Origin of the sequence: Caproicibacter sp. (assembly GCF_046707225.1) — a bacterium.
GTDB lineage: Bacteria > Bacillota > Clostridia > Oscillospirales > Acutalibacteraceae > Caproicibacter.
The window spans coordinates 58,549-84,348 of record NZ_JBJKOP010000008.1 but is presented as its reverse complement, the minus strand read 5'-3'; the positions used below and the strand labels follow the sequence as shown (position 1 = coordinate 84,348).

Sequence of the window (25,800 nt, the reverse complement as noted above, 5' to 3'; positions counted from 1 at the left end):
CGTGAAATCGTGTATTCAGACAACGCTGCCCTTGCTGATAAAAATCGGGTAGGATTCAAACCCCAGCAGAGAGCGGTCGTTTTGGATCAGGACATCTTTATCCGTGATGACGTACTTCATTCTGCACCCGGGCCGGATTTGTCCGTCCTGTAAAATGACGCAGTTTTCCACAACGGCGCCTTTGCCGACCCGCACACCGCGGAACAGGACACTGTTGCGCACCGCCCCGTCAACCACACAGCCGTCGGCGACCAGGGAATTCGAAACCTCCGAGCCAAGGCCGTACCGCGCAGGCATGTCGTCGCGCACTTTCGTGTAGACCGGCCGGTCCGGATTAAACAGCTGCGCTCTGACATTCGGCTGCATCAGCTCCATATTTGCCGCAAAATAGGAAACGGGCGAACTGATGATCTGGGCATAGCCGCTGAATTCATAGGAATACATCCGCAGAGAGGACAGATTCCGCTGGAGCAGATCCCGTTTAAAGCTGTAAAGGTTGCGGCTGACGCAGTCGTCCACCAGCCGAATCAGGAGCTCTCGCCGGAGCAGAATCATTCCGATTCCATAACAGCACTCTCCGTCGGTGCGCGGGTCGATCAGCAGGTCGATCACGCGGCCGTCCGGGTCGGTTGTCAGCACCAGCGGCTCGGCCAGCTTCCGGGGCAGCGGCCCGAAGCGGCAGACCAGCGTGACATCCGCGTTTTTCCTGATATGAGTGGAAACCACATCGGAATAATCGATGTTGCAGACAACATCACTGTCCGTAATCAGAACCAGGTCTTCCTTGGAGTTGGTCAAAAATCTCTTAATGGAAGCAAGCGATTCGACCCTGTTATTCACAAGACGGGTGTCGCCGAACGGCGGCAGAATGTACAGCCCCTCCCTTTTTCTGGAGAGGTCCCAGGCCTTGCCGGAACCGAGATGGTCCATCAGGGATTGATAATTGCTTTTTGTGACGACGCCGACTTTACTAATCCCGGAATTGACCATATTGGAAAGCGGAAAATCGATGAGACGATACCTGCCGCCGAACGGCACGGAGCCCATGGTCCGGATTTCCGTCAGGTCGCGGAGCTTTTCTTCGTGCGTGTTGGAAAAGATCAGCCCCAGCACATTATTTCCTCGCATTTTTCACCGCCTCCTGTGCGAAAGTTTCGGAATCAATCATGGATTTGGGTGCAATGACGGAATCGGACGGGATGGAGCAGCCGTTCCCGACGACCGCGACTCCCCATTCTTCCTTGTTGACGATATCCTCCGGACGCGCGCCGATCTTCGCCCCGCTGCCGATGACGCATTCTTCCGCGACGATCGCGTACTGCACAACGGCCCCTTCCTCTATCCGCGTGTTCGGCATAATGATCGAGTCGCGCACCACCGCGCCGGGCGCGATGTAGACTCCGGAAAAAAGCACGGCAAAGTCGATTTCGCCGTAAACGGTGCAGCCCTCCGCAACAAGCGAGTTCTGCACCCGGGCGCCCTTGGCGACATAATGCGGCGGCATGACCGGATTGCGCGTAAAAATCTTCCAGCTTTCTTCGCTCAGGTCCAATGGAATTTTCGGGTTCAAAAGATCCATGTTGGATTCCCACAGACTGTCAATCGTGCCGACATCTTTCCAGTATCCTTCGAAGCGATAAGCAAAGATGCGCTCGCCCGCGTTCAGCATGGCGGGCAGAACGTCCTTGCCGAAATCATTCGAAGACTTCGGCGCCGCCTCGTCCTCCTCCAGATAGCTTCTCAGCTTATTCCAGCTGAACACATAAATCCCCATGGAAGCCTGATTGCTTTTGGGTGCTTTCGGCTTTTCGTCAAATTCGTAGACGGAGCCGTCCGGGTTGGTATTGAGGATTCCGAATCGCGAGGCTTCCTCCATTGGGACCTCGATTGTCGCAATCGTACAATCGGCTTCCTTTTCCTTGTGAAACGCGATCATGCGCGAATAGTCCATTTTGTAGATGTGGTCGCCGGAGAGGACCACGACATAGTCGGGATTGTACCGCTCGATAAACGGAATGTTCTGATAAATCGCGTTGGCCGTACCCTTGTACCAGTCTGACCTGCGGCTGCGCTGAAACGGCGGCAGCACGTGTACCCCGGCGTTCATGCTGTCCAGATCCCAGGGCTGCCCGTTTCCGATATATTCATTTAATATCATCGGCTGATACTGGGTGAGAACCCCCACGGTTTCAATTCCGGAATTCACACAGTTTGACAGCGGAAAATCGATAATTCTGTATTTTCCTCCATAAGGCACGGCGGGTTTTGCAAGATTTTTTGTCAGCACCCCAAGCCTGCTGCCCTGACCGCCCGCCAGCAGCATGGCCACGACCTGTTGCTTTGGAAACATATTATTCCTCCTCCTTTTGACCGGACCTTTGTCCGCGCGCTTTCCGGCGTTCGCCGCCTTGATGAGGTCGGGCCGGACCCCCAGAAGATTTTGTCCTGCGGCGTTTGCATTTGAGATAAAAAACAGAAAGCGGCGGTAAAGTAAGACAAACGGACTGTTCGCAGCCGTGCAACGGTATTTTTACGCTTTGAATGGAGGAACCGTTGCTGATGCCGCTGCCGCCGTACCGAACCGCGTCGGATGAAAAGACTTCTTCATAAATGCCGTCATACGGCACCCCAATAGAGTAATTGTCCCGCCGAACCGGCTGAAAGTTGCAGACTGCGATCACTTCTTTGCCGGACCTGTCTATCCTGCGAAATGCGATCACACTCTGTGTATAATCGTCGTTGGAAATCCAGGAAAAGCCTTCCCACGTAAAATCTATTTCCCACAGCGCGGGCGTATTCAGGTAGAAATGATTCAGATCGCGGAAAAAACTCTGCTGTTTGCGGTGCTGCTCATAATCCAGCAGCATCCAGTCCAGCTCCTTCTGATAATCCCACTCAATAAACTGGCTGAACTCCGTTCCCATAAAAATCAGTTTTTTGCCCGGATGGGCCATCATGTAACACAGGAACGCGCGGACCCCGGCAAATTTCTGCTCGTAGTCGCCGGGCATTTTATTGATAAGGGAGCTTTTTCCATGCACGACCTCATCGTGGGAAATCGGCAGAATAAAGTTTTCGGAAAACGCGTAAAAGAAGGAAAAGGTAAGACTGTCATGGTTAAACGGGCGGTAAACGGGGTCCAGTGTCAGGTAATGGAGCATATCGTTCATCCATCCCATGTTCCATTTGTAGTTAAAACCAAGCCCGCCGGAATAAGTAGGGCGCGAAACCATTGGCCACGAGGTGGATTCCTCTGCGATCATCATCACGTCGGGGAAAAGGGAGAACACAGCCTCGTTGAGCTTTCGCAGGAATGCTACCGCCTCCAGGTTTTCCCTTCCGCCGTTGATATTCGGGACCCATTCTCCCGCTTTCCGGCTGTAATCCAGGTAAAGCATAGAGGCGACCGCATCCACCCGAATCCCGTCCACATGGTATTTTTCCAACCAGAACACCGCGCTGGAAATCAGAAAACTAACCACTTCCCTGCGGCCGTAGTCGAACACGAGCGTTCCCCAGTCCTTGTGTTCCCCTTTCCGGGGGTCCGCATATTCGTAACAGGGCGTTCCGTCAAACCGCGCGAGGCCGAACGCGTCTTTTGGGAAATGGGCGGGAACCCAGTCAAGAATCACCCCGATTCCCGCTTCATGGCATTTTTCCACAAAGCTCATGAACTGTTTGGGTTCCCCGTAGCGGCTGGTCGGCGCGAAATACCCCGTAACCTGATACCCCCAGGAGCCTTCGAAAGGATATTCGGTCACCGGCATCAGCTCCACATGCGTGTAGCCCATATCCTTCAGGTAGGGCAGCAGCTCGTCCGCCAATTCCTCATAAGTCAGGACATTGCCGTCCGCGTGCCTTTTCCAGGAGCCGGGGTGAATTTCATAAATATTGACAGGCTGCCCGTAATGCGGTTTTGCCGCCTTGTGCCGCATCCATGCTGCGTCCTTCCAGCAAAAGCCTTCCAGATCGTAATACTTGGACGCTTTTCCCTCTCCGGATTCAAAGTGGTAGGCATAGGGATCGCTTTTAAAGAGCTTTTTCCCGTCCGGTGCGACAATGCAGAATTTGTAGGAGTCAAAGCGGTTCCATACCCCGGGCAGGAAGCATTCCCATACTCCGCCGCCGACCCGTTCCATGCAGTCGAGCCCGGCCTGCCAGCGGTTAAAATCGCCGACAACGGAGATTTCCGAGGCATTCGGCGCCCAAACGCGGCATATCATGCCTTCCCGCCCGTTTCGCGCCGACTTATGTACTCCCAGATAATCGAACGCCCTGGCATTCGTCCCTGCTAAGAATCCGGTCAGCGACGGGTCCATGCCGTTTTGCATCTCTTTCTTTTGCATTTTAGCCGACCCCCTTTTCTTATTTAATTTTATCATAGCACAATTTGGGAAAATATCAAGATAATTTAGTCATTTTAAAGTGTTTTTTTCTATAAGTTAGATTGTTTTTGTTTGTTTTGTTACAAAAGATATCGAATTTATTTTCTAATAAAATCTTTGTCTTTCATCATAGCACAGGAGCTCTGTCGATTTCTGTTCCTCTCCGCGCTTTCGGAGGGAAAACGGAGTATTCCTTTTGCCCGCGCAGGGTGCAATGATACAACGGGATGAATCCCATGAAAAAGCCGCCGAAAGCGAAAATAGCTTTCGGCGGCTCGGTTCAGGTTTCGGCGGATTCCATTTTCTTCAGCCGTTCCATTACATTGTTCCGGATTCCAAAATAATCGTGCAGCGTGCAGTATTCCTGATAAAGGCGTTCGTAAATCACGTGGCTACCCGCGTTAGGAACATAGACAGCGCGGACGCCTCCGCTCATGGCGGACGCGGCGTCCGGTATGCCGCCGTAACCGCCCTTTTCTACGCCGGCCGCGACCGCGCCCATAACGGCTGCTCCCATACAGGTTGCATTATCCACAGCGGAAACCTTTATTGTTTTTCCAATGACATCGGCAAGCGTTTGCATGACAAACGGACTTTTTTCGGAAATGCCCCCAGTTGCGTAAAGCTCTGAAATTCCCGCGCCGTTTGCTTGAAAGGTGTCGATGATCTTTCGTTTTCCAAACGCAACGGCTTCCGCCAGCGCTTTATAAATTTCCTCGGGCTTGGTGCGAAGCGTCATTCCAAGAATCAGTCCCGTAAGATCGGCGTTTACCAGCACACTGCGGTTCCCGTTCCACCAGTCCAAAGCGAGCAATCCGCTTTCCCCCGGCCTGATTTGGGTTGCGAGATCGTCGAAATACCGGTAAACCGACATGTTTTTTTCTTTCGCCGCCGCCCGGTATTCAGTGGAAACCATATTCTCAACAAACCATTGGAAATGATCACCTATACAGGACTGACCGGCTTCATAACCGAAATAGCCGGGTAAAATTCCATCCTCGCAAATTCCACAGATTCCCGGGATCCTGCACCTTTGCCTGGACACCATCATATCACAGCCGGAGGTACCGATCACCATCAGCATAACATCTGGCCGTGTGATTCCAGCTCCCGGCACAGCCGCATGGGCATCTCCACAGCTGACGGCGACAGGGGTTCCCGGGTTCAGCCCCGTCCATTTTGCGGAATTTTTCGTAATGGTCCCCGCCCGGGTTCCCAGCGGATAAGCCGTTCTGGAAAGCTTCTCGTCCGCAACATGCTCCAGCCGCGGGTCAAGGGCACGGAAAAAATCATTCGGCGGATAGCCTGTTTCCTTCTGCCAAATGGCTTTATAGCCCATCTGGCAGGAGCTTCTCTTTTCCTCCCCGGTCAACTGGAAAACAACCCAGTCGCCGCATTCCATAATTCGCTCGGCCGCGTTGAAAATTTCCGGAGCTTCGTTTAAAATCTGCCAGATCTTTGGAATCATCCATTCCGAAGAGATCTTTCCGCCGTAATTCGATAAGAAATTCTCCCCCCGCTCTGCGGCAATTCTGTTCAGCTCGTTTGCTTCTCTCTGAGCGGCGTGATGTTTCCACAGCTTTGCATAGGCGTGCGGCGTTTCGCGATACTGCGGAAGAAAGCACAGGGGCGTTCCGTCGGCTTTAGTCGGAAGAATACTGCAGGTTGTAAAGTCGCTGCCCACTCCAATAATATTTTCCGCCGTCACTCCTGCGTCTTTCATCAGTGTGGGAAAAATCTCAGAAATGCAGTCCAGATAATCCTGCGGATGCTGCAGCGCCCAGTCCGGCCCAAGCTCGGTGCCGTCCGGAAGCCTTTTGTCCATTACACCGTGCGGATATTCTTTGACTTCAGAGGAAACGATGGCGCCGTCCCGTACCTTCACAAGCACTCCCCGGGCGGACAGCGTACCAAAATCTATTCCAATTACATATTTTTCTTCAGCCATAGCAATTTGAATCCTTTCCTCGGTTGAAAGAAAAAGCGCCGCAGTTTCGGCGCTTTTCCCTGTTTTTTCTCTATTTCGGGTCAACCGGTATTTTAATGACCAGCTTGCGGTAGTGCAACGGCCCGTTTCGATGACAGCAGGCCTTATGTCCGTCGGACGGGGTCATAACATAGCACATTCCCGCCCGAACCGGAATCGATGTCCCCTCGCCGGAAAAGAATGCGGCATCCCTCTGAGAGTCATACGGAATTTTCTGTGTCAGAGCCGCCGTATCCGACCAAACCAGCCATTCGCTTCCTTCGGTAACGATCTGCAGGTCCGTGTATTTGCGGTGGACCTCGAAATCCCCCTGCTCCTCCGGGGTAGTTACGCCCTCCTGGACCAAGGCGAATACCCCGTGATTCAGCTCATACCGGCCCGGGGCAAGCGCGGAACTGGAACGGTAAAACTTCTCCGCCTCTTTCCACTGCGGTGAAGAACATCTGCGAAACAAATTTGCAGGTGTGTCCAAAATCATGCCTGCGCGCTTCCCTTCTTTGGGAATATCTTTTTAAACAAAGGTCCAAGAATCGGCGAACAAAGGGAAATCAGCGCTACGGCCAGGAAGAATGCACAAATCGGGTGGGTCAGAAAAATTTTCAGACTGCCGTCGCTCATCATCAGCGCGCCGCGGAAATTCGTTTCCGCCAGACTGCCAAGAATAATGCCAATGACAATCGCCGACATGGAGAACTCCATCTTATTGAGGAAGTATCCGAGGAACCCAAATCCGACCATCACATAAACATCAATGATGGAATTGTTGTACGCGTAGGAGCCTACAAAAGTCAGGACCAAAATAACCGGCAAAAGGAAACGCTTCGGAATATTGATTACCTTTGCAAAGAGCCGAATCAGGGAAAATCCAAACAAGCCCATGACAAGATTCGCAATCAACAGCCCCAGAAAAATGGTGTAAACCTGAGGCGCCTGCTGAGTAAATAGTAGCGGGCCCGGCTGCAATCCCTGAACCAGCAGCGCGCCGAGCATGATTGCCGTTGCCCCGTCGCCCGGAATCCCCAGCGTCAGCATCGGGATCATGGCGCCGCCGGAAACGGCGTTGTTCCCGGTTTCCGGCGCCACGATGCCTTCCGGTGCGCCATGGCCGAATTCTTCCTTATGTTTGGACCAGCGTTTGGCTTCGTTATAGGAAATGAAAGAGGAAATATCTCCGCCGGTGCCTGGAACGCATCCGATAAACGTTCCGATAAACGCGGAACGCAGCAGGGTGCCCGCAACACGTTTTAAATCCGGCACAGTCGGGAAAACCCTTGCTATTTTAACTTCCTGCTTCACAAATTTTTCGTCGTAACAGTCTTCGATGCTTTGCAGCACCTGAGAAAACGCAAACAGGCCAATCAGGACCGGAACAAAAGAGAGCCCGCCCATGAGATAGGTTGTGCCGAACGTCAGTCTCATCTGTCCGCTCATCGCGTCGACCCCGATTGTGGAGATGACCAAACCTATGATTCCACCCATAATTCCCTTAATCACGGAGCCGGATGAAACGCTTGTGATGATGCTGATTCCGAATATCGCCAAAGCAAAATATTCAGGTTTCGAAAATTGAAGGGCAACCTTGGCAAGCAGCGGTGAAAGGAGCATCAGGCAAATGGCGCTGAAAACACCGCCGAACGTGGAGCCCAGCGTAGAGAGGCCCAAGGCACGCCCCGGCTGGTTGTTTTTGATCGCCATGGGATACCCGTCGATGGTTGTCGCGGCTGAAGCCGGCGTACCCGGGGTGTTTAAAAGAACCGCGGAAATAGAACCGCCGTAAATTGCTCCGCAGTAAATGCCGAGCAGCATCAAAATTCCGCCGATCCCCTGAAACGCAAACGTAAGGGGAAATAAAAGCGCAATACCCATGTTCACCGAAAGGCCGGGCAGCGCGCCGATCAGGATCCCGATACCGACGCCGAACACCAGACCGATTATGTTAATCGGTTCGGCAACGTTTCCCAGAGCAGCAATAAAAGCATTCATGTAACCGATCCTTTCCTTTCAGTTTATTCCATAAAAAACGGCATGGGCAAAGGCGTCTTTAAGAGCAGCGAGAAAATAACATAGATCGCCGCCGTTGAGATAACGCTGGTCAAAACCATCTCTTTCACGTTGCGAACACCCAAAAGATACATCGACGCAGGAATAAAGAGCAGCACCGCGGCGAGAAATCCAAGCAGATACATCACAATGCAAAAAAGAGTAATCAGCGCCATAAACCAATAGACCCTTCGATTGGCAGGCAGCGAAATGGTAAACTCTTTCTGTTTTTCTTTTTCTCCGTTTGCAATGTTTGCAGCGGTCAGCAAAGCCGAAAGAAAGATCATCACGGCGCCGAGAACGATCGGCCAGAAACCCGCCCCCGGATCCCCCGTCCCAAGGGTAACAGGGTAGTGCAGGGACATCAGTATGACAAAGCCGCCGAATAACGCCATTACCAGTGAAACAATATAGTTCCATTTTTTCATATTTGTCATGGTACAATTCCTCATTTTCATGATAGGCGATTGTCGAAAGAAATAAACGGAGAGAGAACCGGGAAAAGAGCGTTCCTCCCTCGATTCCCTCTCCGAAAGACATTTACAAGACGTTCATTATCCTTATTTGGAACTGCTGGTATCCGCCAGCGCTTTCGCGTACAGGGCGTCGTCCTCTTCCATCATTTTATAGCAGTCATCGCCGATGATCTCTACCGGATCAATTCCCTGTTTCATCAGGTACTGCTGATACTCCGGATCTTCAACCGTCTTCTTCGCGACGTCGCGCAGATACTTCAGGACGTCGGCCGGGGTGTCTTTCGGAGCGACAAGAGCCGCCCACGCACGGATAGTCAGGTTATGGCCCAGTTCCTTAAAGGTTGGGACATCCGGATAAAGCTTGGAACGGGTGTCCGCCATAATGCCAAGGATTTTCACTGTTCCCGCCTCATACTGGCTCTTTACGCCGGAGGGGTCCGCAAGGGTAGCGTCAATATGGCCGCCCGCGAGCGCCGCTACGATGTCCGCCGTTCCGTTCGGATAGGGAATATGTTTGACTTTTACACCGAACTCGTCTTCAAACTCAGTTGTAGCAATATCCCAGATAGCGCCGGTACCGGAGTTACCCATCTGAACTTTGTTGGGATTCGCCTTGCAGTAATCGGCGAATTCCTGCACGGTGTTGTACGGCGCGTCTTTCGGAACGATGAGAGCGGCCGGCGCGGCAATCTGAGCCGCAATCGGAGCAAATTCCTTGTAGGTTAAAGTTGTTTTGCCCTGATGTGGAAACATGGCAAGTTCGACGGTAACTGCGCCCAGCGTGTAGCCGTCCGGCTTTGCCTTGGAAGTTTCAACCATTCCAGTCACTCCGCCGCCGTCCGGTTTGTTTGTCGGCACAAAATTGATGCCGTCGGCGTACTTTTTCATGTACTGAAGCAGCCCTCGGGTCGATATATCCGTGCCGCCCCCAGGACTTTTCGGAATGATGACCGTAACGTCGCCGCCCGTCGGATATTTTTTATCCGCCTTGTTCTGGCATCCTGCAAGGGTGCCCGCCGCCATGACGGCGGCCAGTGAAAATGCTAGGACCTTTCTGAATTTCATTACAATTCCTCCTGCTGTTTCTATTTTTATCTATGTTCCTTATTCATACGCTCCGTAATTCGATGAAGCATTTGCACTTCTTTTTGGAACGTAGGAGTAAGATCGGCACTGTTCTTCACCCGGCAAACGGTTTCCACCGGGAGGCCTTCCAACAAAAGATTGTATTTTGCGTTTACGGGGTACAGCTGACGTTCAATCAGGGAGCAGATGGACAGCTCATCCGAAAGCTTGTCGGCTGTCTCCGACCGGTAGTTTTCGCACAGCCATGCGTACAGCTTCGGCTGAAAGTTTGCCATAACGCCGCTGTATCCGGCCGCCCCCAGACGGAGCGATTCCAAAAGAGTGGAAGTATTGGCGTTGTACAGCTTCAGGTTTGTACCCTTTATCATCTCCAGTTTTTCCCGAATCCGATCAATATCGCAGCAGGTGTCCTTCAGGAAAAAGAATCTTCCTGCCTTCGCGCACCAGGAAACCGTTTCTTTGCTCATCACCCTTTTGTAAGGATAGGGGCATTCATAAAAACCAAGCGGAACATCTTCCGGAATCCGACGCAACAGCTCTTTCAGATTGGAAAGCCAGACTTCGTCGCTCTCCTTTTCCTTCGCGAGCCGGTTTGTAATCAGGATGACGGCGTCCACGCCGGTCTTTGACATTTCAGTCAGTTCAGCCGCCTGGTCCTCTATCGCGTCCGAAATATGGCCCGACGCGATGACCGGCACTCTGCCCGCAGCCTTCTTCCTGACAAATTCGGCTACGCCCACCCGCTCCTCCAAGCTGAGCTGAAACATCTCACTGGACTGGCAAACGGCAAACAAACCTGAAACCCCGTTTTGCAGATACCATTCGACCAGCTTTTCAAGGGCTTTGTAATCCACGGCGCCTTCCTTTGTAAAGGGGGTCAGCATGGTGGGCCATTCGCCGCCCGGGAATGTGTTCTTCATTTAATTTCGATCCTTTCCAGTTTTAAAAGTAATGGTGCAATTATTTAAGCGGTGCAATACCGATTTGCCAGTATGCTATCGTTCTCCGCTTCCAGGAGTAGGTAACATGAAGCACGGAGCCGCCGGCAACAACCGCCGGATAAGAGAATTCTCCTTCTCCGCCGTCGAGGTCGAGCAGCCGTTCCCAGTTCTCCCCGTTATCGCCGGACCTCAGCAGAGACATCGGTGTACGCGGCCCCCAGTTGACGCCGACGGGGTTACAGGCAAGGTACAGCGCGCCATCCTCCGTCCGGGTGAGATCAATCCCGCTGTTATTGTTCGGAAGAGCGGTTCGTCTTGCGGCGGACCATGTTTTCCCGCCATCCTCCGAATCACTGCGGTAAACCGCTCCCTCCGTGCTTCTCAGCAGCATGTGGACCCGACCGGCGGAAGATTCCCAAAGAGTCGGCTGAATCACTCCTCTGCCATAAAACGACTGCTCGCTGACTTCTATCCCGCTCCCCCGGTCCGTTCGCTCTCCGGCTTTAAATTGCAGATTTTCGATCTGAACTTCCGTACTCTTTTGCCAGGAGCGCCCTTCGTCATCTGAAATATCCGCAAACGCGCGCCAGATTCCGTCTTCTATGGAAGCCGGAGCCAGGAGCCGGCCGCTCATCAATTCTAGAATTTTGTTCCGAACCGGCCCGCGGCCCCCGCGGTCCCCCTCAACCAACTCCTGAGGATCGCTCCATGTTCGGCCCCCGTCAGCCGATACGCAGAACATGGTTCTCCACTTCGCGATGACGTCTCCGACTTTAAAATAAAGAACGATCTGATTCTCACCGGCGTCCCGCAGGACCGGATTCCAGTGCGCTTCTTCAGAATACGCGAGGCGCATGGGCCTTTCCCAGCAGCCTTCTCTCCTGGAAAGCCAAATTGCCGTATCCCCTTTTCCTTCGTGCGAACCGCCGAACCATGCGGCAAGCACGGAACCGTCCGCCAAAGGAAGGACCGTGGAGGCATGGCACATGCCGGAGCTCAATTCCGGGATGATAAATTCTCGTTTTAAGATTTCATAGCTCAAAAGAAACGACTCCTTTCCATGCTCTCCCCGGGAAAATAAGGAAGCGGTACCTCCTTAAATCCCGTACAGGGATCCGAGCGCACTGCACGCGCGGTAATCCGCGCCTTCCAGATCATCCGTCCCAAGGCAGCTCCAATAAGTCGGCCTGAAAATTCGCTCACGTTCCACATTGTGCATACAGACCGGTATCCGCAGGATGGAACAAAGCGTGATCAGCAAATCCCCGATATGGCCGTAAGACAATGCCGCGTGATTGGCGTTCCAGTTTGCCATAACAGAGTAAACGTCCTTGAAAACGCCTTTCCCGGTCAGCTTCGGCGCAAACCATGTGGTCGGCCAGGTCGGGTCCGTTCTCTGATCCAGAATTTTATGAATCTCCGGATCAACGCTGCAGGAATACCCCTCCGCCAACTGAAGAACGGGTCCTATGCCTTTAATCAAATTGATTCTTGCCATCGTCATCGGCATTCCTCCTTCGGAACCTCCGATAAACCTTGAGGAAAAGCCGCCGCCCCGGAAATAATCGACATCCGCCGGGCACCAATCAACGCCGCCGAGACAATTCCGAACATCTTCCCGCGTGATCTTCCAGAAGGGTTTCATCGCCGGGCTGCCGTTCGCGTCTTTCATTTTCCCGTTGGCATCGAGAGAGGCCGCGCCGGAGTTGATCATGTGGATCATTCCGTTTGCCGCCAAACCGGTCAGTTTTTTCCCGGTCACGCGTTCGACCGCCTCCGGCGACCAGTAGGTTCGGACATCCGCGAAAAGCTGAGCGCGATCCGTCAATAAATGCCCGAGCAGCATGGTCGCACCATTGAGCGTATCATTTTCCGTTGCGAACGGAATTGCTTCCCGTACTCCGTTCCAGTCAAAGCTCGTATTCAGAATTGCTTCCGGAAAATCCCCGTTCGGAAGAAAATCCGTCCACTGGCGCTGCCCCTGGAATCCGCCGCAGATTGCTTCATGACCGCAGGCTTCCTCTTTCCATCCCATCTCATCCAGCTTTGGATTTCCATGCATCAGGTCGCGGAAAATCATTGCCATCTTGACGGCGAACGCCCATTGTTCGTCTTTCTTTTCTCGGCTATATGCCTTTTGTGCCGGATTTTTATCAAAGCCCTCGCGGCAGTTTTCGCGAACCCACTTCATCGCGGCTTCGTATTCTTCCTTGTCATAAATTTCTTTTTCTACTCGGCGCAGGATTTCCGCGGTATCCACCTGTTCGTTCCGCATGCCCAGGTAGTCCTGAAAAAACTCGTGGTTTGGAATCGAACCCGCAATTCCCATGGCGACGGAGCCGATGGATAGATAACTCTTGCCCCGCACAGTAGCAGCGGCGACCGCTGCCTTGCAGAAAAGCAGAATTTTTTGCTGCACATCCTCCGGAACAGAGTCGTCGTTTAGGTTTTGGACGTCTTTCCCGTAAATTGCAAATGCCGGTAGACCCTTTTGGTTATGCGCGGCCAAAACTGCCGCCAGATAAACGGCCCCCGGGCGCTCCGTTCCGTTAAAGCCCCAAACGGCCTTTATGGTATTCGGGTTCATGTCCATCGTTTCGGTGCCGTAACACCAGCAGGGCGACACCGTCAGGGTAATCGCGACGCCGGCTCTTTCGAACTTTTCCGCGCAGGCCGCGCTCTCCGCTACCCCTCCGATGGTGGAATCGGCGAGAATGACCTCTATTTCTTCTCCGCCCGCATGACGCAGGTTTTCTTTGATCAGCCGAGCGGCTGCTTTTGCCATGGACATGGTTTTATCTTCGAGTGACTCACGAATTCCCCCGCGTCGCCCGTCAATAGCAGGACGAATTCCGATTTTCGGCAAACAATTTAGCAAGATTAAAACCCCTCTCTTATTATGTTCTATACTGTAGAACAACGTTCTTATATTAGGCTAAAAAATTTGGACTTTGAAAGTCCGAATTTTCAGTTGTTTTGGCGTATGATTTCCGCCTTATCTTTCAACATGGATACAAATACTGCGGATTGTTCCTCGCTGAATCGAAGGGAGGGACCGGTTGTACTGAGCGCCCCAATCAAGTCTCCGGAACGGTTAAATACAGGAACACCCACGCATTTGATCCCGTACTCATGCTCCATATTATCCGTGCTGTAACCTCGCTTTTTGGTGAGCATCAGCTCGGCTCTTAAGATCTCCGGGTCCGTAATCGTATAATCCGTATATCGCCGCAAAGGTTTTGCCAAGACCTGGTCTATAAACGCTTCCTCCATGTAAGCCAACATTGCTTTGCCAATCGCGGTACAAACCAAAGGAGCCGTCATTCCCTGTACCCACCTGATATTGTAGAATTTCTCCGGATAGGCTCCCTCCATATACATCACATTTTCGCCGTCGGGAATTCCGAAATAGACAATTTCATCGATCGCCTTTGCCAGTTCATTAATGCAGCGATGCACGACACTGTGAAACCCCATTGAAGTGGACAGAATATGCGATAGTCCCATAATTTTTAAGCCAATACGGTATTTTTCTGTTTCCGGGTTCTGCTCCAGATAGCCGCTGCCGACAAATGTTGAAACAATATTGAACACGTTGCTTTTGTAAAGCCCCGTCATTTGGCTGATTTCGGTAATTCCAAGTTCCGGCTTTTCGACTGAGAAGCACTCAAGAATATTCAGCGCTTTTTCTAACGACTTAATCATAGTCTCTATTTCCACTCGATCCTTGTTCTATATTGTAGAACATCGTTCTTTATCTGTTAATAGTGTATAACATTCAGTTCTCTTTTTCAAGGTTTTCATAGCAATTCTACATTTTACATAACTTCGATTAATTGATTTAGTCTATTTTTAACAACTACTCTTTCACTGTAAGATACGTAAATCATCAAATAGAAAAGCGCCCCTTACCGTAACAATCCGATAAGAGGCGCTAGAAAATCAAAATGGAAATTCGTTCTTATTCGTGGTCAACCTTGAACATGTGCTTAATCAGTTCGAGGACCTTGTTGCTGTAGCCCCACTCGTTATCGTACCAGGATACCAGCTTAACAAAGTGATCGTTCAGCATGATACCGGCCTTCGCGTCAAAAATGGAGGTACGGGGATCACCGAGGAAATCGGAGGATACAACCATATCTTCCGTATAACCGAGAATGCCCTTCATCTCGCCTTCGGAAGCTTCCTTCATCGCATCGCAGATTGCTTCATAGGTTGTGGGCTTTGCAAGGTTCACAGTCAGATCGACCACGGAAACATCCAGCGTCGGAACACGCATGGACATGCCGGTCAGCTTGCCCTTTACGGAAGGAATCACAAGGGCGCAGGCCTTGGCGGCGCCGGTTGTGGAGGGAATGATGTTGCCGGCTGCGGCACGGCCGCCGCGCCAGTCTTTCTTGGAAGGACCGTCCACTGTTTTCTGGGTTGCCGTGGTGGAGTGTACGGTTGTCATGAGGCCCTCTACAATGCCGAACTTGTCATTGACAACTTTGACAATCGGAGCCAGGCAGTTCGTTGTGCAGGACGCATTGGAGACAACCTTCATATCCTTCTTGTACATGTCAAGGTTTACGCCGCAGACAAATGTGGGTGTGTCGTCTTTCGCGGGAGCGGAAATAACGACCTTCTTTGCTCCGCCGGTCAGGTGAGCGGAAGCCTTTTCGGTGCTGGGGAATACGCCGGTGGATTCGACGACATATTCAGCCCCGACTTTTCCCCACGGAATCTGAGCGGGGTCCTTTTCCTCAAAAACAGAGATGGCTTTGCCGTTTACAACCAGCTTTCCGTCTTCAGCTTTGACTTCCCCCTGAAAATGACCGTGCATGGTATCGTATTTTACCATGTATACCATGTAGTCGGGATCGATAAAGGGATCGTTAATTCCGACGACCTCAAACGTTTCGGGCTGAGCGATTGCCGCACGGAACACGAGACGCCCGATACGGCCAAAACCGTTGATGCCAATCTTAATGGACATAGATTGCTACCTCCTAATTCAATGAGACTTCTGTCTTTCATTATTATTTTAGTACATTAGGAAAACTTTTACAAGCTTTTTGATAATATTTTAACTAGCTTTCTTCCGTCGAGGGGTCGTTTCTGGAATAAAACGGACTCGGAACCGCCGTAACGAATTTTTCACCGCTCCCGCAGGCCTTGCGTAAAAAGCTGACATATTCGGAAATGGACCCTTCCGCCTTCAGCATCGGTTTGTTTCCCCGGTCGTCCGTGTCGGGCAGGGCCGTCGGTTGAGATAGGTCTTCAAGGCCAGCTGCTCCGGCCGGATCTGTTTCCGCTGCGGCAGGAACCGCCTGCAGAGCAGATAAAAACGCGATAATATAGAATGCCAGCGCAATATTCGCCATGTGCATACCGATGGAAACAACTCCCGCGGTGATCCCGGTGCCGAAAAACTGGATGCTGCTCGGAATTCCCGTCGCCAGCGCTATTAACGCCGCCGGCAGACCAACCATGTAAATCATTTTTCCACTTTTGGTACTTTCTATTCCTGTGAACAGTTTTGCCTGCGTAAACAGGAATAAAAGCAGAAAAACAACCGTAAATGTATGGTAGACATCCTCTGCCAGATTCACCACGGCAGAATAGGCAATAAACAGGACCACAAGGTACAAACATCCCCAAACCGAGGGAATCAGCGCCAGAAGCGGATGGCTTCCAACTTTACGCAGGCCGGTCGCAAGGTCGTAAGCCGTCAGCATTAAAACGGCTCCGGTCAGAATTCCGGCTCCGCAAAAAATCTGGTAGAAAATCTGCCCTACCCCCAGAAAACCTGCGGTTAATCCGACGACCGACTGAACGAGAACAAAGATCCCGGCTACCGCGCCCAAAACAGCGGCGACAACATTTCTGATCGGTTCGGCGCTGATTTCTGTTCTCCCGTCCCGACTGGAAAAATACGCTGTTAGAAAAGCCCCGGCAACCAACAGTATGGACGCCGCTGCGACAGACTTTCCCCCGTCCGAATAAAACCCGGTCTGAGGATTCAGATACCGCAGCATCGAAAAGATTCTGATTGGGAGAACCAGAACCAAAGTACCTAAAAAAGCAATCCAAGCCCGTTTCATAGTGGTTTCCTCCATAATTTTAAATTCTTCGATCGATCGGAACATATGGGATGCCTTTCGAAAGCGAACGGTACGCCGGACGCATAATCCGGCCGCAGGTTTCCATTTCCTCAATCCGATGGGCACACCAGCCGGTAATTCTGGAAACGGCAAACATCGGCGTGTACAGATCGCTCGGAATTCCTAGCATTTCGTACACAAGGCCGGAATAAAAGTCGACGTTCGCACACATGACCTTGGGCTTCCCCGTTACTTTGGCAAAAACCTCCGGCGCGAGCTGTTCCACGCGCTCGAACAGGTCGAACTGGTCCTTCATCCCGCGCTTCTCGGCCAGCTTACAAGCCTGTTTTTTCAAAATGACCGCGCGCGGGTCGGACAAAGTGTAAACCGCGTGCCCGATTCCGTAAATCAGGCCGGAATGGTCGGGGACTTTTTTACGCAGGATTCTTTCCAGATAGTCGGAAACTTCCTCCTCGTCCTTCCAATCCTTAACGCCTTCCATCAGACCGTTCATCATCGTCATGACCCGGTGATTCGCACCGCCGTGCCGGGGGCCTTTCAGTGAGCCGATCGCCGCACTGATCGCAGAATAAATATCGGTGCCCGTGGACGAAAGTACCCGAGCCGTAAAGGTGGAGTTATTTCCGCCCCCGTGCTCCGCGTGAATCATCATGCAGATGTCAAGCAGCTTCGCTTCCTCATCCGTAAACGACCGGTCCGGACGGATCGCGTTTAGAATCGATTCCGCCGTAGACTGATTCGGGTCCAAAGGATGAAAGTACATACTTTTCTTGTCAAAATGCCGCCGCTTCACCTGATAAGCATAGGTCATAATGGTTGGCAGCTGGGCAATCAGTTGAATCGCCTGACGCATGTTGTTTTCCAGCGACAGGTTATCGGGATCGCTGTCATAGGAATAGAGCGCCAGAACAGACCGCGCCAGCTTGTTCATGACATTTTTGGAAGGCGCTTTGATGATCATGTCCTCCGCAAAATACTCCGGCAGTTCCCGGCAGCTGCTCAGCACCTCCCGAAAATGATCCAGCTGGCTCTTGGTCGGCTGCTTTCCAAAAAGGAGCAGCCATGCGACCTCTTCAAATCCAAACCGGTTTTCAGCCGTGCATCCGTCTACGATTTCATTCAGATCAATCCCCCGGTAAGTCAGTTTTCCGACGTCCGGGATCAGCTCACCGTCGGCAATCAGATATCCGTGTACATTACAGATCAGCGTAAGACCTGCCATGACGCCCGTTCCATCCGGATTGCGCAGTCCTCGCTTCACCTGATAAAGTTCAAATTTCTCCGGGGAAATTCGGTTATTTGCACGAAACTCATTGCAAAGGGCTTCCAGTTCCGGACTGTGATTTTCCAGATTGATTTCCGTCATCATAGCACCTTTCTTTCTGTAATTAAAGTAAAAATAAAGCCGCAACTCAAAAGGAAGATCGTGCGGCCCAATGGAAATTTATTTAATTAATAAATGTATTTTATCCCACCGCACCGGCAAAGTCAAGTGATTTGCTGTATACATTGCTATTGATTTTGCAATAAAATTTGTTGTTTATTTCATTATTTAGGCTTATTGTTCTCATTAATAATTATTAATGTATATAATTGCATCATGGTAACTCATAAATTGTATGACTGTAAGGAGGAACGCGAAATGCATCACCGCAGAGGAGAATTTCTTTTGGGACTTTTCCTTTTTCTGGCCATGTTTCTGATTCCCTTTGTGGCTTTCGGCAACCCGGCCGCAGGCAAGGCCGGTTCCGGTAAAAGCGAAAGTCCGGCGTCCAGCCGCCCCCAGGAAGCCGGCAGCTCATTTCATATTCTTGACACCGCCACGAAACAGATTCTGACCGTCGGCGACCGGGAGTTCATGACCGGAGCCGTTGCGGCGGAAATGTCCCCCAGCGCGGAGCAGGAGGCGTTGAAAGCCCAGGCAGTAGCCTGTTACACCTATTATTCCCGACTGCGCGAAAATCAAAAAAAGACGCCCGATTCGTCACTGAACGGCGCCGACTTCTCGGCCGATCTGCAGAACGGCCAGATTTATTTGACGGACGAACTTCGAAAAAAGCGCTGGGGCACCCATTACGACGAATACGCTCAAGCCCTGAAAAGCGCCATCGACCCGGTGTTCGGCCAGGTTCTGAAAAGCGGCGGGGAATTGATCGAGGCGACCTATTATGCAATCTCGTGCGGGAACACGGAAGCTTCCGCTGACGTTTGGGGCGGTGAACGACCCTACCTCATCTCCGTCGCAAGCCCGGGAGACAGATTCGCCGGCGGATACCAAACCACCGTCACCCTGTCCTTAGAGAAAATGAAAGCCTGTATTTTATCCGCCGCGCCGGACGCGGATTTGTCCGGCGATCCGTCCGGCTGGGTGGGTACCGCCGAACGCGCCGCAGCGGGTTCTGTAAAAACAATTCTGCTGGGAGGAAAAAGCGTAACCGGCAACGACGTGCGCACGGCTTTCGGGCTTCGCTCCGCGAATTTTACCGCCAGTTATTCCAACGGGCAGTTTACCTTTTCAGTGCTTGGCTACGGCCACGACGTCGGGATGAGCCAGACAGGCGCGCAGTACATGGCAAAGCAAGGCGCCGATTACCGGCAGATTCTATCCTGGTACTATCCGACGACTACGCTTGCAGCCTAACAAAACAGGGCGGATCAAACGCCCTGTTCCTTTCTCTACCTGCTGAGCTTATTCGCGATGGAAACATCACAAAGCTGCTTAATACTGTAAATTGCCGCGGCCTGATCGATTCCGTTTTGTTGTATATATTTATAAATATCCAGATTGTAATAGCGCAAATCGATCATATGGATTTCCGAGAAGTTCTGCGACAGGTAAGGAATCATCGAATTTGCAAACGAGTCCTTGATCAGAAGCAGCTTGCCGCCCTTTGCTTCGGGGTTCTTAACCACCGTTACCGAAGGGTTCCCGCCAAGGTAAACAGAATATTTGTCCTTACTGTTCAGATACTGGTCCCAGTAAATCCCTTGATGCGTTATTTTGCCGGTCACCTGTGTAACGGCGGATTTTTCCTTTGCATGCGGAAGCACCAGCGTATCCGGCTTCTGCCATGTATTGACCGCCTTGGAATAGAGAGTTCCATAAAAGGGCTGAGGTACAGCCTGATAAATAAACGCGCTTTGGGGCAGACTGTCAAAGTCCATCGCGTCGGCAAGTGCCCGATAACCGACATAGGCCCCCTCGGTATTCCAGTGATGGTCGGTTTTAAAATAGTAATCCCGGCCTGTTTTCAAACTCAAGATCGAAAACAGGTCGACCACCTTTGCTTTTCCTCCCACGGCCTGTTCCAGCTCCTCCAGTTCCTGATGCTGGTCATGGTTCGGCACGGAGTACGGAAGGTTCTCAGGCTGTTCCTGAGAGCCGGAGGGCACCGGAAGGATCGTGAGCCGCAAACCGGATTTTTCAGCGAATTCCGCGAGCGCTTCCGCGTTTTTCTGAAAGATTCCGGTTTTATCCGGCAGAAGAACCTCGTAAATATGATCGTTTTTTCCAAAGTATACGCCGCCCTCCGCGGGGGTCGAACCGTAATTCGCCGCAAGGTCGCGCTTGCCGAGCAGCAGCTGCTCAGCCGTATTCAGCGTGACAAAGGTATTGCGCAGCGGAAAATGATCGCCGACGTAATTTTCAGCCGATTTCATAAAACGCCCATTCAAAACGGTATCCAGAGTCGGAACCGGCGTTGGTTCCAGAACTCTGTTTTCATTTTCCGAAAACGTCTGTTTCGGCGCAGCCACCAGCCAAAATACACCGACTAAGATCGCGGCGGCAAGCAAAAATGCCGCCGAGAGCGCCGCCGGCCGGCAAACGAACTTTTTCAGTTGCATTTTTCTCAATCTGTTCATCAGCGTCCCCCGTCAAAAGCGGAAATATAAAAACGGATTGTAGGAATTATCGACAAGCGCGGCAATCGAGAGCAGGAACAGCACCGTCATACCCGCGCTTCGCAGCGCAAGCCCGGTTCTTCCTTTCCGGTCAAGCCACCCCAGCAGCCTCGCGGGATACGGCGTGCAGAACAGCGCCGCAAGCAGAAGGATCGGCGCGCCAGTGATCAGCGTGTACACACCGAGGGAATCCGTTCCACCGGAAAAGCCGAACATCGCCGCGACCACGCCGCACGCGGTGCGGATATCCGTGTAAGAAAAAAACACCCACCCCACAACCGCCGCCAAGAACGCGTACAGCCATTGAAAAAACACGGGAATGCGGTCCAGCCATTTTTGCAGAAACAATTTCTCACAGATGATTAAAAAGCCCCAATACGCACCCCAGACCGCGAAATTCCAGCTAGAACCGTGCCAGAAGCCCGTCAGAACCCACACGATGGCAAGATTCCGGACAAGCTTTACGGTGGAGCACCGGTTGCCGCCAAGCGGAATATAAAGGTAGTCGCGGAACCAACGGCCCAGCGTCATGTGCCAGCGGCGCCAGAAGTCGGAGGCGCTGCGCGAGCTGTAAGGCAGATTGAAATTTTCCGGCAGGATAAAGCCGAACATCCTGCCAAGACCGATGGCCATGTCGGTATAGCCTGAAAAGTCAAAGTAGATCTGAAAGGTAAAAGCAAGCGCGCCCAGCCAGGCGCTTAACGCGGAGGGATGCCCGAAATACTGAACCTTGTCCGCAATCAGCGCAAGATTGTTCGCAAGCAAAACCTTTTTAAACAGGCCGTGCAGAAACCGCAGCGCCCCCTCCGTCACATGCTCCATGGACTCCGTCCTGCCGCGAAGCTGCGCCTGCATCTCTTTATACTGGATGATCGGCCCGGAAATCAGGTGCGGAAAAAAGGACACGTAGGTTCCGAAGTCGATCAGGCTTTTCTGCGCGGGCGCTTCGCCGCGGTAAATATCAATCGCATAGGAAAGGGATTCAAAGGTATAGAACGAAATTCCGATCGGCAGCGCGGCGGCCGGAACCGGAATCGAGAGCGAAAACGCGGAATTCACGGTGGAAACAAACAGCGCGGCATATTTGAAATAAGCCAGCATGCCGAGGTTGACGCAAATCCCGAACACAAGCACCGCCCTGCGCGGGCCCGGACGGCCCGCAAATCGCTCCAGAAGCGTCCCCACCGCGTAATCGAACACGGCGGTGAACAGCATCAGGAACACATAAACCGGCTCGCCCCAGGCATAGAAGACCAGGCTGAACGCGAACAGGCACAGGTTTCTCCATTTGCGCGGCAGAAGATAATACGCCGCGAGCGAAACCGGAAGAAAGATAAAAATAAAAAACAGGCTGCTGAATAACATATGTATTTCGAGTCCTTTCCCCCGATTTTTTTATCCTTTTCTATTTTATAAGTATTGACAAAAAAAAGCAAGAGAACGCGAAGATGTTTCTTCGCGTTCTCCCTTATCAGCCGCCTTGCTGTGTCCGTTTCAAATCTGCGCTGTACGGACCCGGCGGCTCCTTTTCAACGTCTCTTCCCATACGATTCGCACAAAGCGGCGGCCTGAGTTTTCACCCAAACCGCCGCCACGCAAATACAACTTACTAATTTGTTGAGTCAGTAATTGTTTTGTTTAGGGGGTTTTGCTTAGCCGACCTTAGCAACGTTCACCTTAGTGCCGTTAACATATACGCCGGTCTGTGCGCCTACAGCGCCGACAGCAGTAACTTTGAAGAAGTATGTGCTGCCGTTGTGTCCAACCAGTTCATAGTGGAACACATTGGAAGAACCAAGCGTAAAGGTCGGGGCCGCGCCGTTGTTCGTGGTAATGCCATACTGGTAAGAAGCACCCTTTTTCACGGTAAGAGCGGCAGTTGTGTCGCTCTTGAAGGTCTGGGAACCGGAAACGGTAACAACCAGAAGCTTCGTGCCGTTTACATAGATGCCTGTTGCTTTGCCGTTAGCATTTGCAGCGGCAGTGATCTTAATGAAATAATCGTTGCCGGATTTGCCAACGTTTGTAATGGAGCTGATGACACCAGCGGAACCAGCAGTCATGACCGGAGCTGTCGGAGCTGTGATCTTGAACTGATAGGTTGCGCCGGGAGCCATTGTAAAGTCTTTCGTTGTGTCGGACTGAATTACCGGAACTTCCGTAGCGGTAATGTTGCAGACTGCGTCGCCGTAATCTTCGCTGTCGACTTCATAACCGTCTGCATCGTACAGCTTCGCGGTCAAACCGGTGTGGTTTTCAGAAGGAAAGTCCGGATCAATCGAATTGACCGTAACCGTAGCCGTGTTGCCGGAAGAAGTCATCGAGAACACGTCGCTGTTGCCGCCGTCGAGCTTCCAGCCGATGGTATAGCCTGCCGGAAGGGAAGTGCCGCCCGGATAAGCGGAAGCCGTGAAGGTTTCGGACTGGCCTTTCGCAATGCTGGAAGAAGATTTGTTGATCTGAAGTCCGGCAAAGCTCAGCGTATCGATCTTAAAGGTATCTACGGAATTGCCTTCGGATTTAGTAAGCGTAAAGCCGTAGCAACTGAAATCCTCGGGGTCTACTTCATCGGCAGCAGCCTTGAAAACGGTCGTGCCAGCCGCAAGAGTAGAATCGGAAAGCTTCAGCTGTGTGCCGGAAACGCTGCCGGAAACATACATATTGCCAGCCTTGACGACCATGCAGCCGTCGCCTTCCACGGTATCTACCGTAATCTTACCGGTAAATGTTGTGGTAGTATCGCTGTCGAGGTTAATCGTATCAACATCCACATCGCCGTTAACGGTTGCCGCGGTGTCTTCATTGACTGTTTCGATCGTGCCCTTTGTTGCATTCTTCGGAGCAGGAATCGTTCCGGTAAACTCGTCGTCATCATTGCCAAGGTCTACCGTGGTCTCATAAGAATCCAAGTCAATGGCCTTAATCTCGGCACTGTTGCCTCTTACGGTAATAGTACCGTCGGCCTTTGCCAGAAGTTCGCCGATCGTTACGGAAGCCTCATCAGCATAAACATCAATAATCGGAGCTTTCAGTGTTCCCGTAACAACTTTGGTATCTTCATCGCTGGAATCAACGGTAACTGTGCCGTCCGACTCTACATCGCCGACGATACCGCCGTTAATTTCAACATCCTGCGGCGCAGCGTCTTTGCAGTCGGTTGTTTTGATTTTGCCGGTCGTGCCGCTGCTGATGGTAACTTTGCCGGTTTCGCCAGAAGTTGTAATATCCCCAACTCTGCCGTCTGCGAGTTCCACATCGCCGCAGTCAACATCGACATAACCCACGCGGGCATCACCGATTGACAAGCCCGTCGAATCTTTTGAATTTTGACCTACCGTACCTTCAATGCCTTTCAGGTTTGTGCTGTCGTCAACAGTCACTGACGTAGTGTTGCTGGGGAAAACAACAATTGAATTTGTAACGTCTAGGTCTTTTGCGTTACTGTCAGTACTTTCTTTCACGGCCTTAATTCTGGTCTTTCCGTCCTTGCAAACTTCGAAGGTTTTCTTGTCAGCCACACCTGCATTCGTCAAAGCAGTTGTAACATCGACCTTATCTTCCACTTTGGTCTTCAGCGTGTACTTATCATCGGAAGAAGTGGAGATTTTGCCGTCTGACTTAACTTTTTTTAAAGTAAAGGTGACATTTGATGTGCTTGCATCCTTGGAATATTTGCCATCTTTGTAATCACCTTTGCCGACCACAACCGCAACTCCGGCGCCTGTTGTAGTAGCAACTACTCCATTATAAGAAGCATTGTCTTTTTCGTTCGTCGCCAACAAGTCACTATCCGACAGATGAACATCGCTGTCGCCGCTTGTGATTTCGATCGAATAAGTCGGAGTATCTTTATCATTAATACTTATTGTTTCACTTGTGCTGGTCTGTGCGGTTAAATCAACCGGTGAGTAAGTAGCAAAACAGCTATCGTTGCTGTCATCGGGCTCAGCGGCGAAAATGCCGACATGGGCTTTATAGTTTCTGGTTTTCGCAAACGTGTCCAGATCGTCGGGAGCCTTGCCGGGATCAATAGCGCCATCAGACACTTTGCCGAAGACGGGCTGATCTTTGTCAAAGACATGGATCGTTACATTTTTTCTTGCCTTAACGGTGTAATCCGTATCAGTGTCGTCATCCGTGTAATCGCCCTCATAAAGCACGGCGATTACTTCTGTTCCGGACTTGTCATTGCTCTTCAGCTTCAGTTTCGCGGTATCATCATCGTCGCCGATGAGCTTCAAAGAAACGAGGCTGTCGCCGGAAACATGGGAAATCGCGGCGATTTTGGGGTTATCCACTTCTTCCCTTGTGTTCGTGACAAGAGTATCGCTTGCCACAAGGAAATCGGTGATGGTGGCCTCTCTCGATTTGCCGCCGTTCACCAGATAAATGTCGTCATTTAACTGGTGATTGACGATTCCGCTCATGCTTCTTGTGGAAGCGGATGCGAGGGTTACCGGAAGGCTTGAGGCAATCAGCGCTAATGAAAGCAGTGCTGCCAGAGCTTTTCCTCTGAATTTTTTCATCCTTTTTTGTCCTCCTTAAAATAGTTCGTTGTGCATTTGCGTGTGCTATGAGAATTTTAACATACATCTTAGCCGCGGGCCGCAAGGCCCTTGACTGAAAACGATACCCGCTTTCCCCGCGCCCCACAGCGCGCCTGAGCGCGGCGACCACAAGCACCGCTCATATGTTTAATTGGATTATAAGATATTTGGTACTTAATGTCAAGTACATTGTGGATATATTTTTTAATAAAATTTGTACTTTCGCTATGATTTTTACAGATTTAAAGCCAAATTCTTCATTTTCTCCGGAAGAATTTGGAAGCGCGGCGATGGGATTTTTTTACCGGCTGAGACTGGCGCCCGCAAG

The 25,800-nt window shown here is 51.6% G+C and carries 19 protein-coding genes; 1 reads left to right on the top strand and 18 read right to left on the bottom strand.

Annotation, left to right across the window (positions count from 1 at the left end; all coding sequences use genetic code 11):
- Positions 1 to 15: 15 nt before the first annotated feature.
- The 15 genes from glgD to ACLQ3M_RS01130 form a co-directional block, all read right to left on the bottom strand.
- Positions 16 to 1,128, bottom strand: a complete 1,113-nt coding sequence (gene glgD / locus ACLQ3M_RS01200) for a glucose-1-phosphate adenylyltransferase subunit GlgD (protein WP_411675887.1) — start codon at positions 1,126 to 1,128, stop codon at positions 16 to 18.
- A complete protein-coding gene (locus ACLQ3M_RS01195) occupies positions 1,115 to 2,350 on the bottom strand; it encodes a glucose-1-phosphate adenylyltransferase (RefSeq protein ID WP_411675886.1) in 1,236 nt (411 codons plus the stop codon). The genes glgD and ACLQ3M_RS01195 overlap by 14 nt, the downstream gene beginning before the upstream one ends.
- A gap of 1 nt (position 2,351) precedes the next feature.
- Positions 2,352 to 4,346, bottom strand: a complete 1,995-nt coding sequence (gene glgB / locus ACLQ3M_RS01190) for a 1,4-alpha-glucan branching protein GlgB (RefSeq protein ID WP_411675885.1) — start codon at positions 4,344 to 4,346, stop codon at positions 2,352 to 2,354.
- A 319-nt stretch (positions 4,347 to 4,665) separates the two neighbouring features.
- Positions 4,666 to 6,333: a ribulokinase gene (locus ACLQ3M_RS01185; protein WP_411675884.1), complete on the bottom strand. Its 1,668-nt coding sequence runs from the start codon at positions 6,331 to 6,333 to the stop codon at positions 4,666 to 4,668.
- Positions 6,334 to 6,403: 70 nt separating this feature from the next.
- Positions 6,404 to 6,850 (bottom strand): YhcH/YjgK/YiaL family protein, encoded by a 447-nt coding sequence (locus ACLQ3M_RS01180; protein WP_411675883.1) that lies wholly within the window; start codon positions 6,848 to 6,850, stop codon positions 6,404 to 6,406.
- Positions 6,847 to 8,355: a tripartite tricarboxylate transporter permease gene (locus ACLQ3M_RS01175; RefSeq protein ID WP_411675882.1), complete on the bottom strand. Its 1,509-nt coding sequence runs from the start codon at positions 8,353 to 8,355 to the stop codon at positions 6,847 to 6,849. Before ACLQ3M_RS01175 ends, ACLQ3M_RS01180 begins: the two co-directional genes overlap by 4 nt.
- Before the next feature lie 23 nt (positions 8,356 to 8,378).
- A complete protein-coding gene (locus ACLQ3M_RS01170; protein WP_411675881.1) occupies positions 8,379 to 8,849 on the bottom strand; it encodes a tripartite tricarboxylate transporter TctB family protein in 471 nt (156 codons plus the stop codon).
- A gap of 123 nt (positions 8,850 to 8,972) precedes the next feature.
- The gene (locus ACLQ3M_RS01165; protein ID WP_411675880.1) at positions 8,973 to 9,953 is read right to left on the bottom strand and encodes a Bug family tripartite tricarboxylate transporter substrate binding protein; all 981 of its coding nucleotides are present in this window, start codon (positions 9,951 to 9,953) and stop codon (positions 8,973 to 8,975) included.
- 26 nt (positions 9,954 to 9,979) lie between these two features.
- Positions 9,980 to 10,894: a dihydrodipicolinate synthase family protein gene (locus ACLQ3M_RS01160; protein ID WP_411675879.1), complete on the bottom strand. Its 915-nt coding sequence runs from the start codon at positions 10,892 to 10,894 to the stop codon at positions 9,980 to 9,982.
- Between the two features lie 40 nt (positions 10,895 to 10,934).
- A complete protein-coding gene (locus ACLQ3M_RS01155) occupies positions 10,935 to 11,957 on the bottom strand; it encodes a sialidase family protein (protein ID WP_411675878.1) in 1,023 nt (340 codons plus the stop codon).
- A 54-nt stretch (positions 11,958 to 12,011) separates the two neighbouring features.
- A complete protein-coding gene (locus tag ACLQ3M_RS01150; RefSeq protein ID WP_411675877.1) occupies positions 12,012 to 13,793 on the bottom strand; it encodes an L-fucose isomerase in 1,782 nt (593 codons plus the stop codon).
- A gap of 89 nt (positions 13,794 to 13,882) precedes the next feature.
- Positions 13,883 to 14,620, bottom strand: coding sequence for an IclR family transcriptional regulator (locus tag ACLQ3M_RS01145; RefSeq protein WP_411675876.1), 738 nt, complete (start codon positions 14,618 to 14,620; stop codon positions 13,883 to 13,885).
- Between the two features lie 256 nt (positions 14,621 to 14,876).
- A complete protein-coding gene (gene gap / locus ACLQ3M_RS01140) occupies positions 14,877 to 15,893 on the bottom strand; it encodes a type I glyceraldehyde-3-phosphate dehydrogenase (protein WP_411675875.1) in 1,017 nt (338 codons plus the stop codon).
- A gap of 94 nt (positions 15,894 to 15,987) precedes the next feature.
- Positions 15,988 to 17,001: a hypothetical protein gene (locus ACLQ3M_RS01135; RefSeq protein ID WP_411675874.1), complete on the bottom strand. Its 1,014-nt coding sequence runs from the start codon at positions 16,999 to 17,001 to the stop codon at positions 15,988 to 15,990.
- A gap of 19 nt (positions 17,002 to 17,020) precedes the next feature.
- Positions 17,021 to 18,391: a citrate/2-methylcitrate synthase gene (locus tag ACLQ3M_RS01130; protein WP_411675873.1), complete on the bottom strand. Its 1,371-nt coding sequence runs from the start codon at positions 18,389 to 18,391 to the stop codon at positions 17,021 to 17,023.
- Between the two features lie 273 nt (positions 18,392 to 18,664).
- Here ACLQ3M_RS01130 and spoIID point away from each other — a divergent pair, with 273 nt between their 5' ends.
- Entirely contained in the window at positions 18,665 to 19,663 is a 999-nt protein-coding gene (spoIID, locus tag ACLQ3M_RS01125) for a stage II sporulation protein D (protein WP_411675872.1), read from the top strand.
- Positions 19,664 to 19,698: 35 nt separating this feature from the next.
- Here the strand turns inward: spoIID and ACLQ3M_RS01120 are convergent, their stop codons facing one another.
- The 3 genes from ACLQ3M_RS01120 to ACLQ3M_RS01110 all read right to left on the bottom strand — a co-directional run bounded on the left by ACLQ3M_RS01120 (position 19,699) and on the right by ACLQ3M_RS01110 (position 25,451).
- A complete protein-coding gene (locus tag ACLQ3M_RS01120) occupies positions 19,699 to 20,886 on the bottom strand; it encodes a DHHW family protein (protein ID WP_411675871.1) in 1,188 nt (395 codons plus the stop codon).
- Between the two features lie 12 nt (positions 20,887 to 20,898).
- Positions 20,899 to 22,290 carry an MBOAT family O-acyltransferase gene (locus ACLQ3M_RS01115; protein ID WP_411675870.1) on the bottom strand — a complete coding sequence of 464 codons (1,392 nt, stop codon included), beginning with the start codon at positions 22,288 to 22,290 and terminating at the stop codon, positions 20,899 to 20,901.
- A 287-nt stretch (positions 22,291 to 22,577) separates the two neighbouring features.
- A complete protein-coding gene (locus tag ACLQ3M_RS01110) occupies positions 22,578 to 25,451 on the bottom strand; it encodes a polymer-forming cytoskeletal protein (protein ID WP_411675869.1) in 2,874 nt (957 codons plus the stop codon).
- Positions 25,452 to 25,800 lie beyond the last annotated feature (349 nt).

What these genes read in the sequence shown, in the direction of transcription:
- ACLQ3M_RS01195 (WP_411675886.1), bottom strand. Translation starts at nt 2,350, where the DNA reads ATGTTTCCAAAGCAACAGGTCGTGGCCATGCTGCTGGCGGGCGGTCAG.
- spoIID (WP_411675872.1), top strand. Translation starts at nt 18,665, where the DNA reads ATGCATCACCGCAGAGGAGAATTTCTTTTGGGACTTTTCCTTTTTCTG.
- ACLQ3M_RS01185 (WP_411675884.1), bottom strand. Translation starts at nt 6,333, where the DNA reads ATGGCTGAAGAAAAATATGTAATTGGAATAGATTTTGGTACGCTGTCC.
- ACLQ3M_RS01160 (WP_411675879.1), bottom strand. Translation starts at nt 10,894, where the DNA reads ATGAAGAACACATTCCCGGGCGGCGAATGGCCCACCATGCTGACCCCC.
- ACLQ3M_RS01130 (WP_411675873.1), bottom strand. Translation starts at nt 18,391, where the DNA reads ATGATGACGGAAATCAATCTGGAAAATCACAGTCCGGAACTGGAAGCC.
- ACLQ3M_RS01175 (WP_411675882.1), bottom strand. Translation starts at nt 8,355, where the DNA reads ATGAATGCTTTTATTGCTGCTCTGGGAAACGTTGCCGAACCGATTAAC.
- ACLQ3M_RS01120 (WP_411675871.1), bottom strand. Translation starts at nt 20,886, where the DNA reads ATGAACAGATTGAGAAAAATGCAACTGAAAAAGTTCGTTTGCCGGCCG.
- ACLQ3M_RS01180 (WP_411675883.1), bottom strand. Translation starts at nt 6,850, where the DNA reads ATGATTTTGGACACACCTGCAAATTTGTTTCGCAGATGTTCTTCACCG.
- gap (WP_411675875.1), bottom strand. Translation starts at nt 15,893, where the DNA reads ATGTCCATTAAGATTGGCATCAACGGTTTTGGCCGTATCGGGCGTCTC.
- ACLQ3M_RS01135 (WP_411675874.1), bottom strand. Translation starts at nt 17,001, where the DNA reads ATGAAACGGGCTTGGATTGCTTTTTTAGGTACTTTGGTTCTGGTTCTC.
- ACLQ3M_RS01110 (WP_411675869.1), bottom strand. Translation starts at nt 25,451, where the DNA reads ATGAAAAAATTCAGAGGAAAAGCTCTGGCAGCACTGCTTTCATTAGCG.
- ACLQ3M_RS01145 (WP_411675876.1), bottom strand. Translation starts at nt 14,620, where the DNA reads ATGATTAAGTCGTTAGAAAAAGCGCTGAATATTCTTGAGTGCTTCTCA.
- ACLQ3M_RS01115 (WP_411675870.1), bottom strand. Translation starts at nt 22,290, where the DNA reads ATGTTATTCAGCAGCCTGTTTTTTATTTTTATCTTTCTTCCGGTTTCG.
- ACLQ3M_RS01170 (WP_411675881.1), bottom strand. Translation starts at nt 8,849, where the DNA reads ATGACAAATATGAAAAAATGGAACTATATTGTTTCACTGGTAATGGCG.
- glgB (WP_411675885.1), bottom strand. Translation starts at nt 4,346, where the DNA reads ATGCAAAAGAAAGAGATGCAAAACGGCATGGACCCGTCGCTGACCGGA.
- glgD (WP_411675887.1), bottom strand. Translation starts at nt 1,128, where the DNA reads ATGCGAGGAAATAATGTGCTGGGGCTGATCTTTTCCAACACGCACGAA.
- ACLQ3M_RS01165 (WP_411675880.1), bottom strand. Translation starts at nt 9,953, where the DNA reads ATGAAATTCAGAAAGGTCCTAGCATTTTCACTGGCCGCCGTCATGGCG.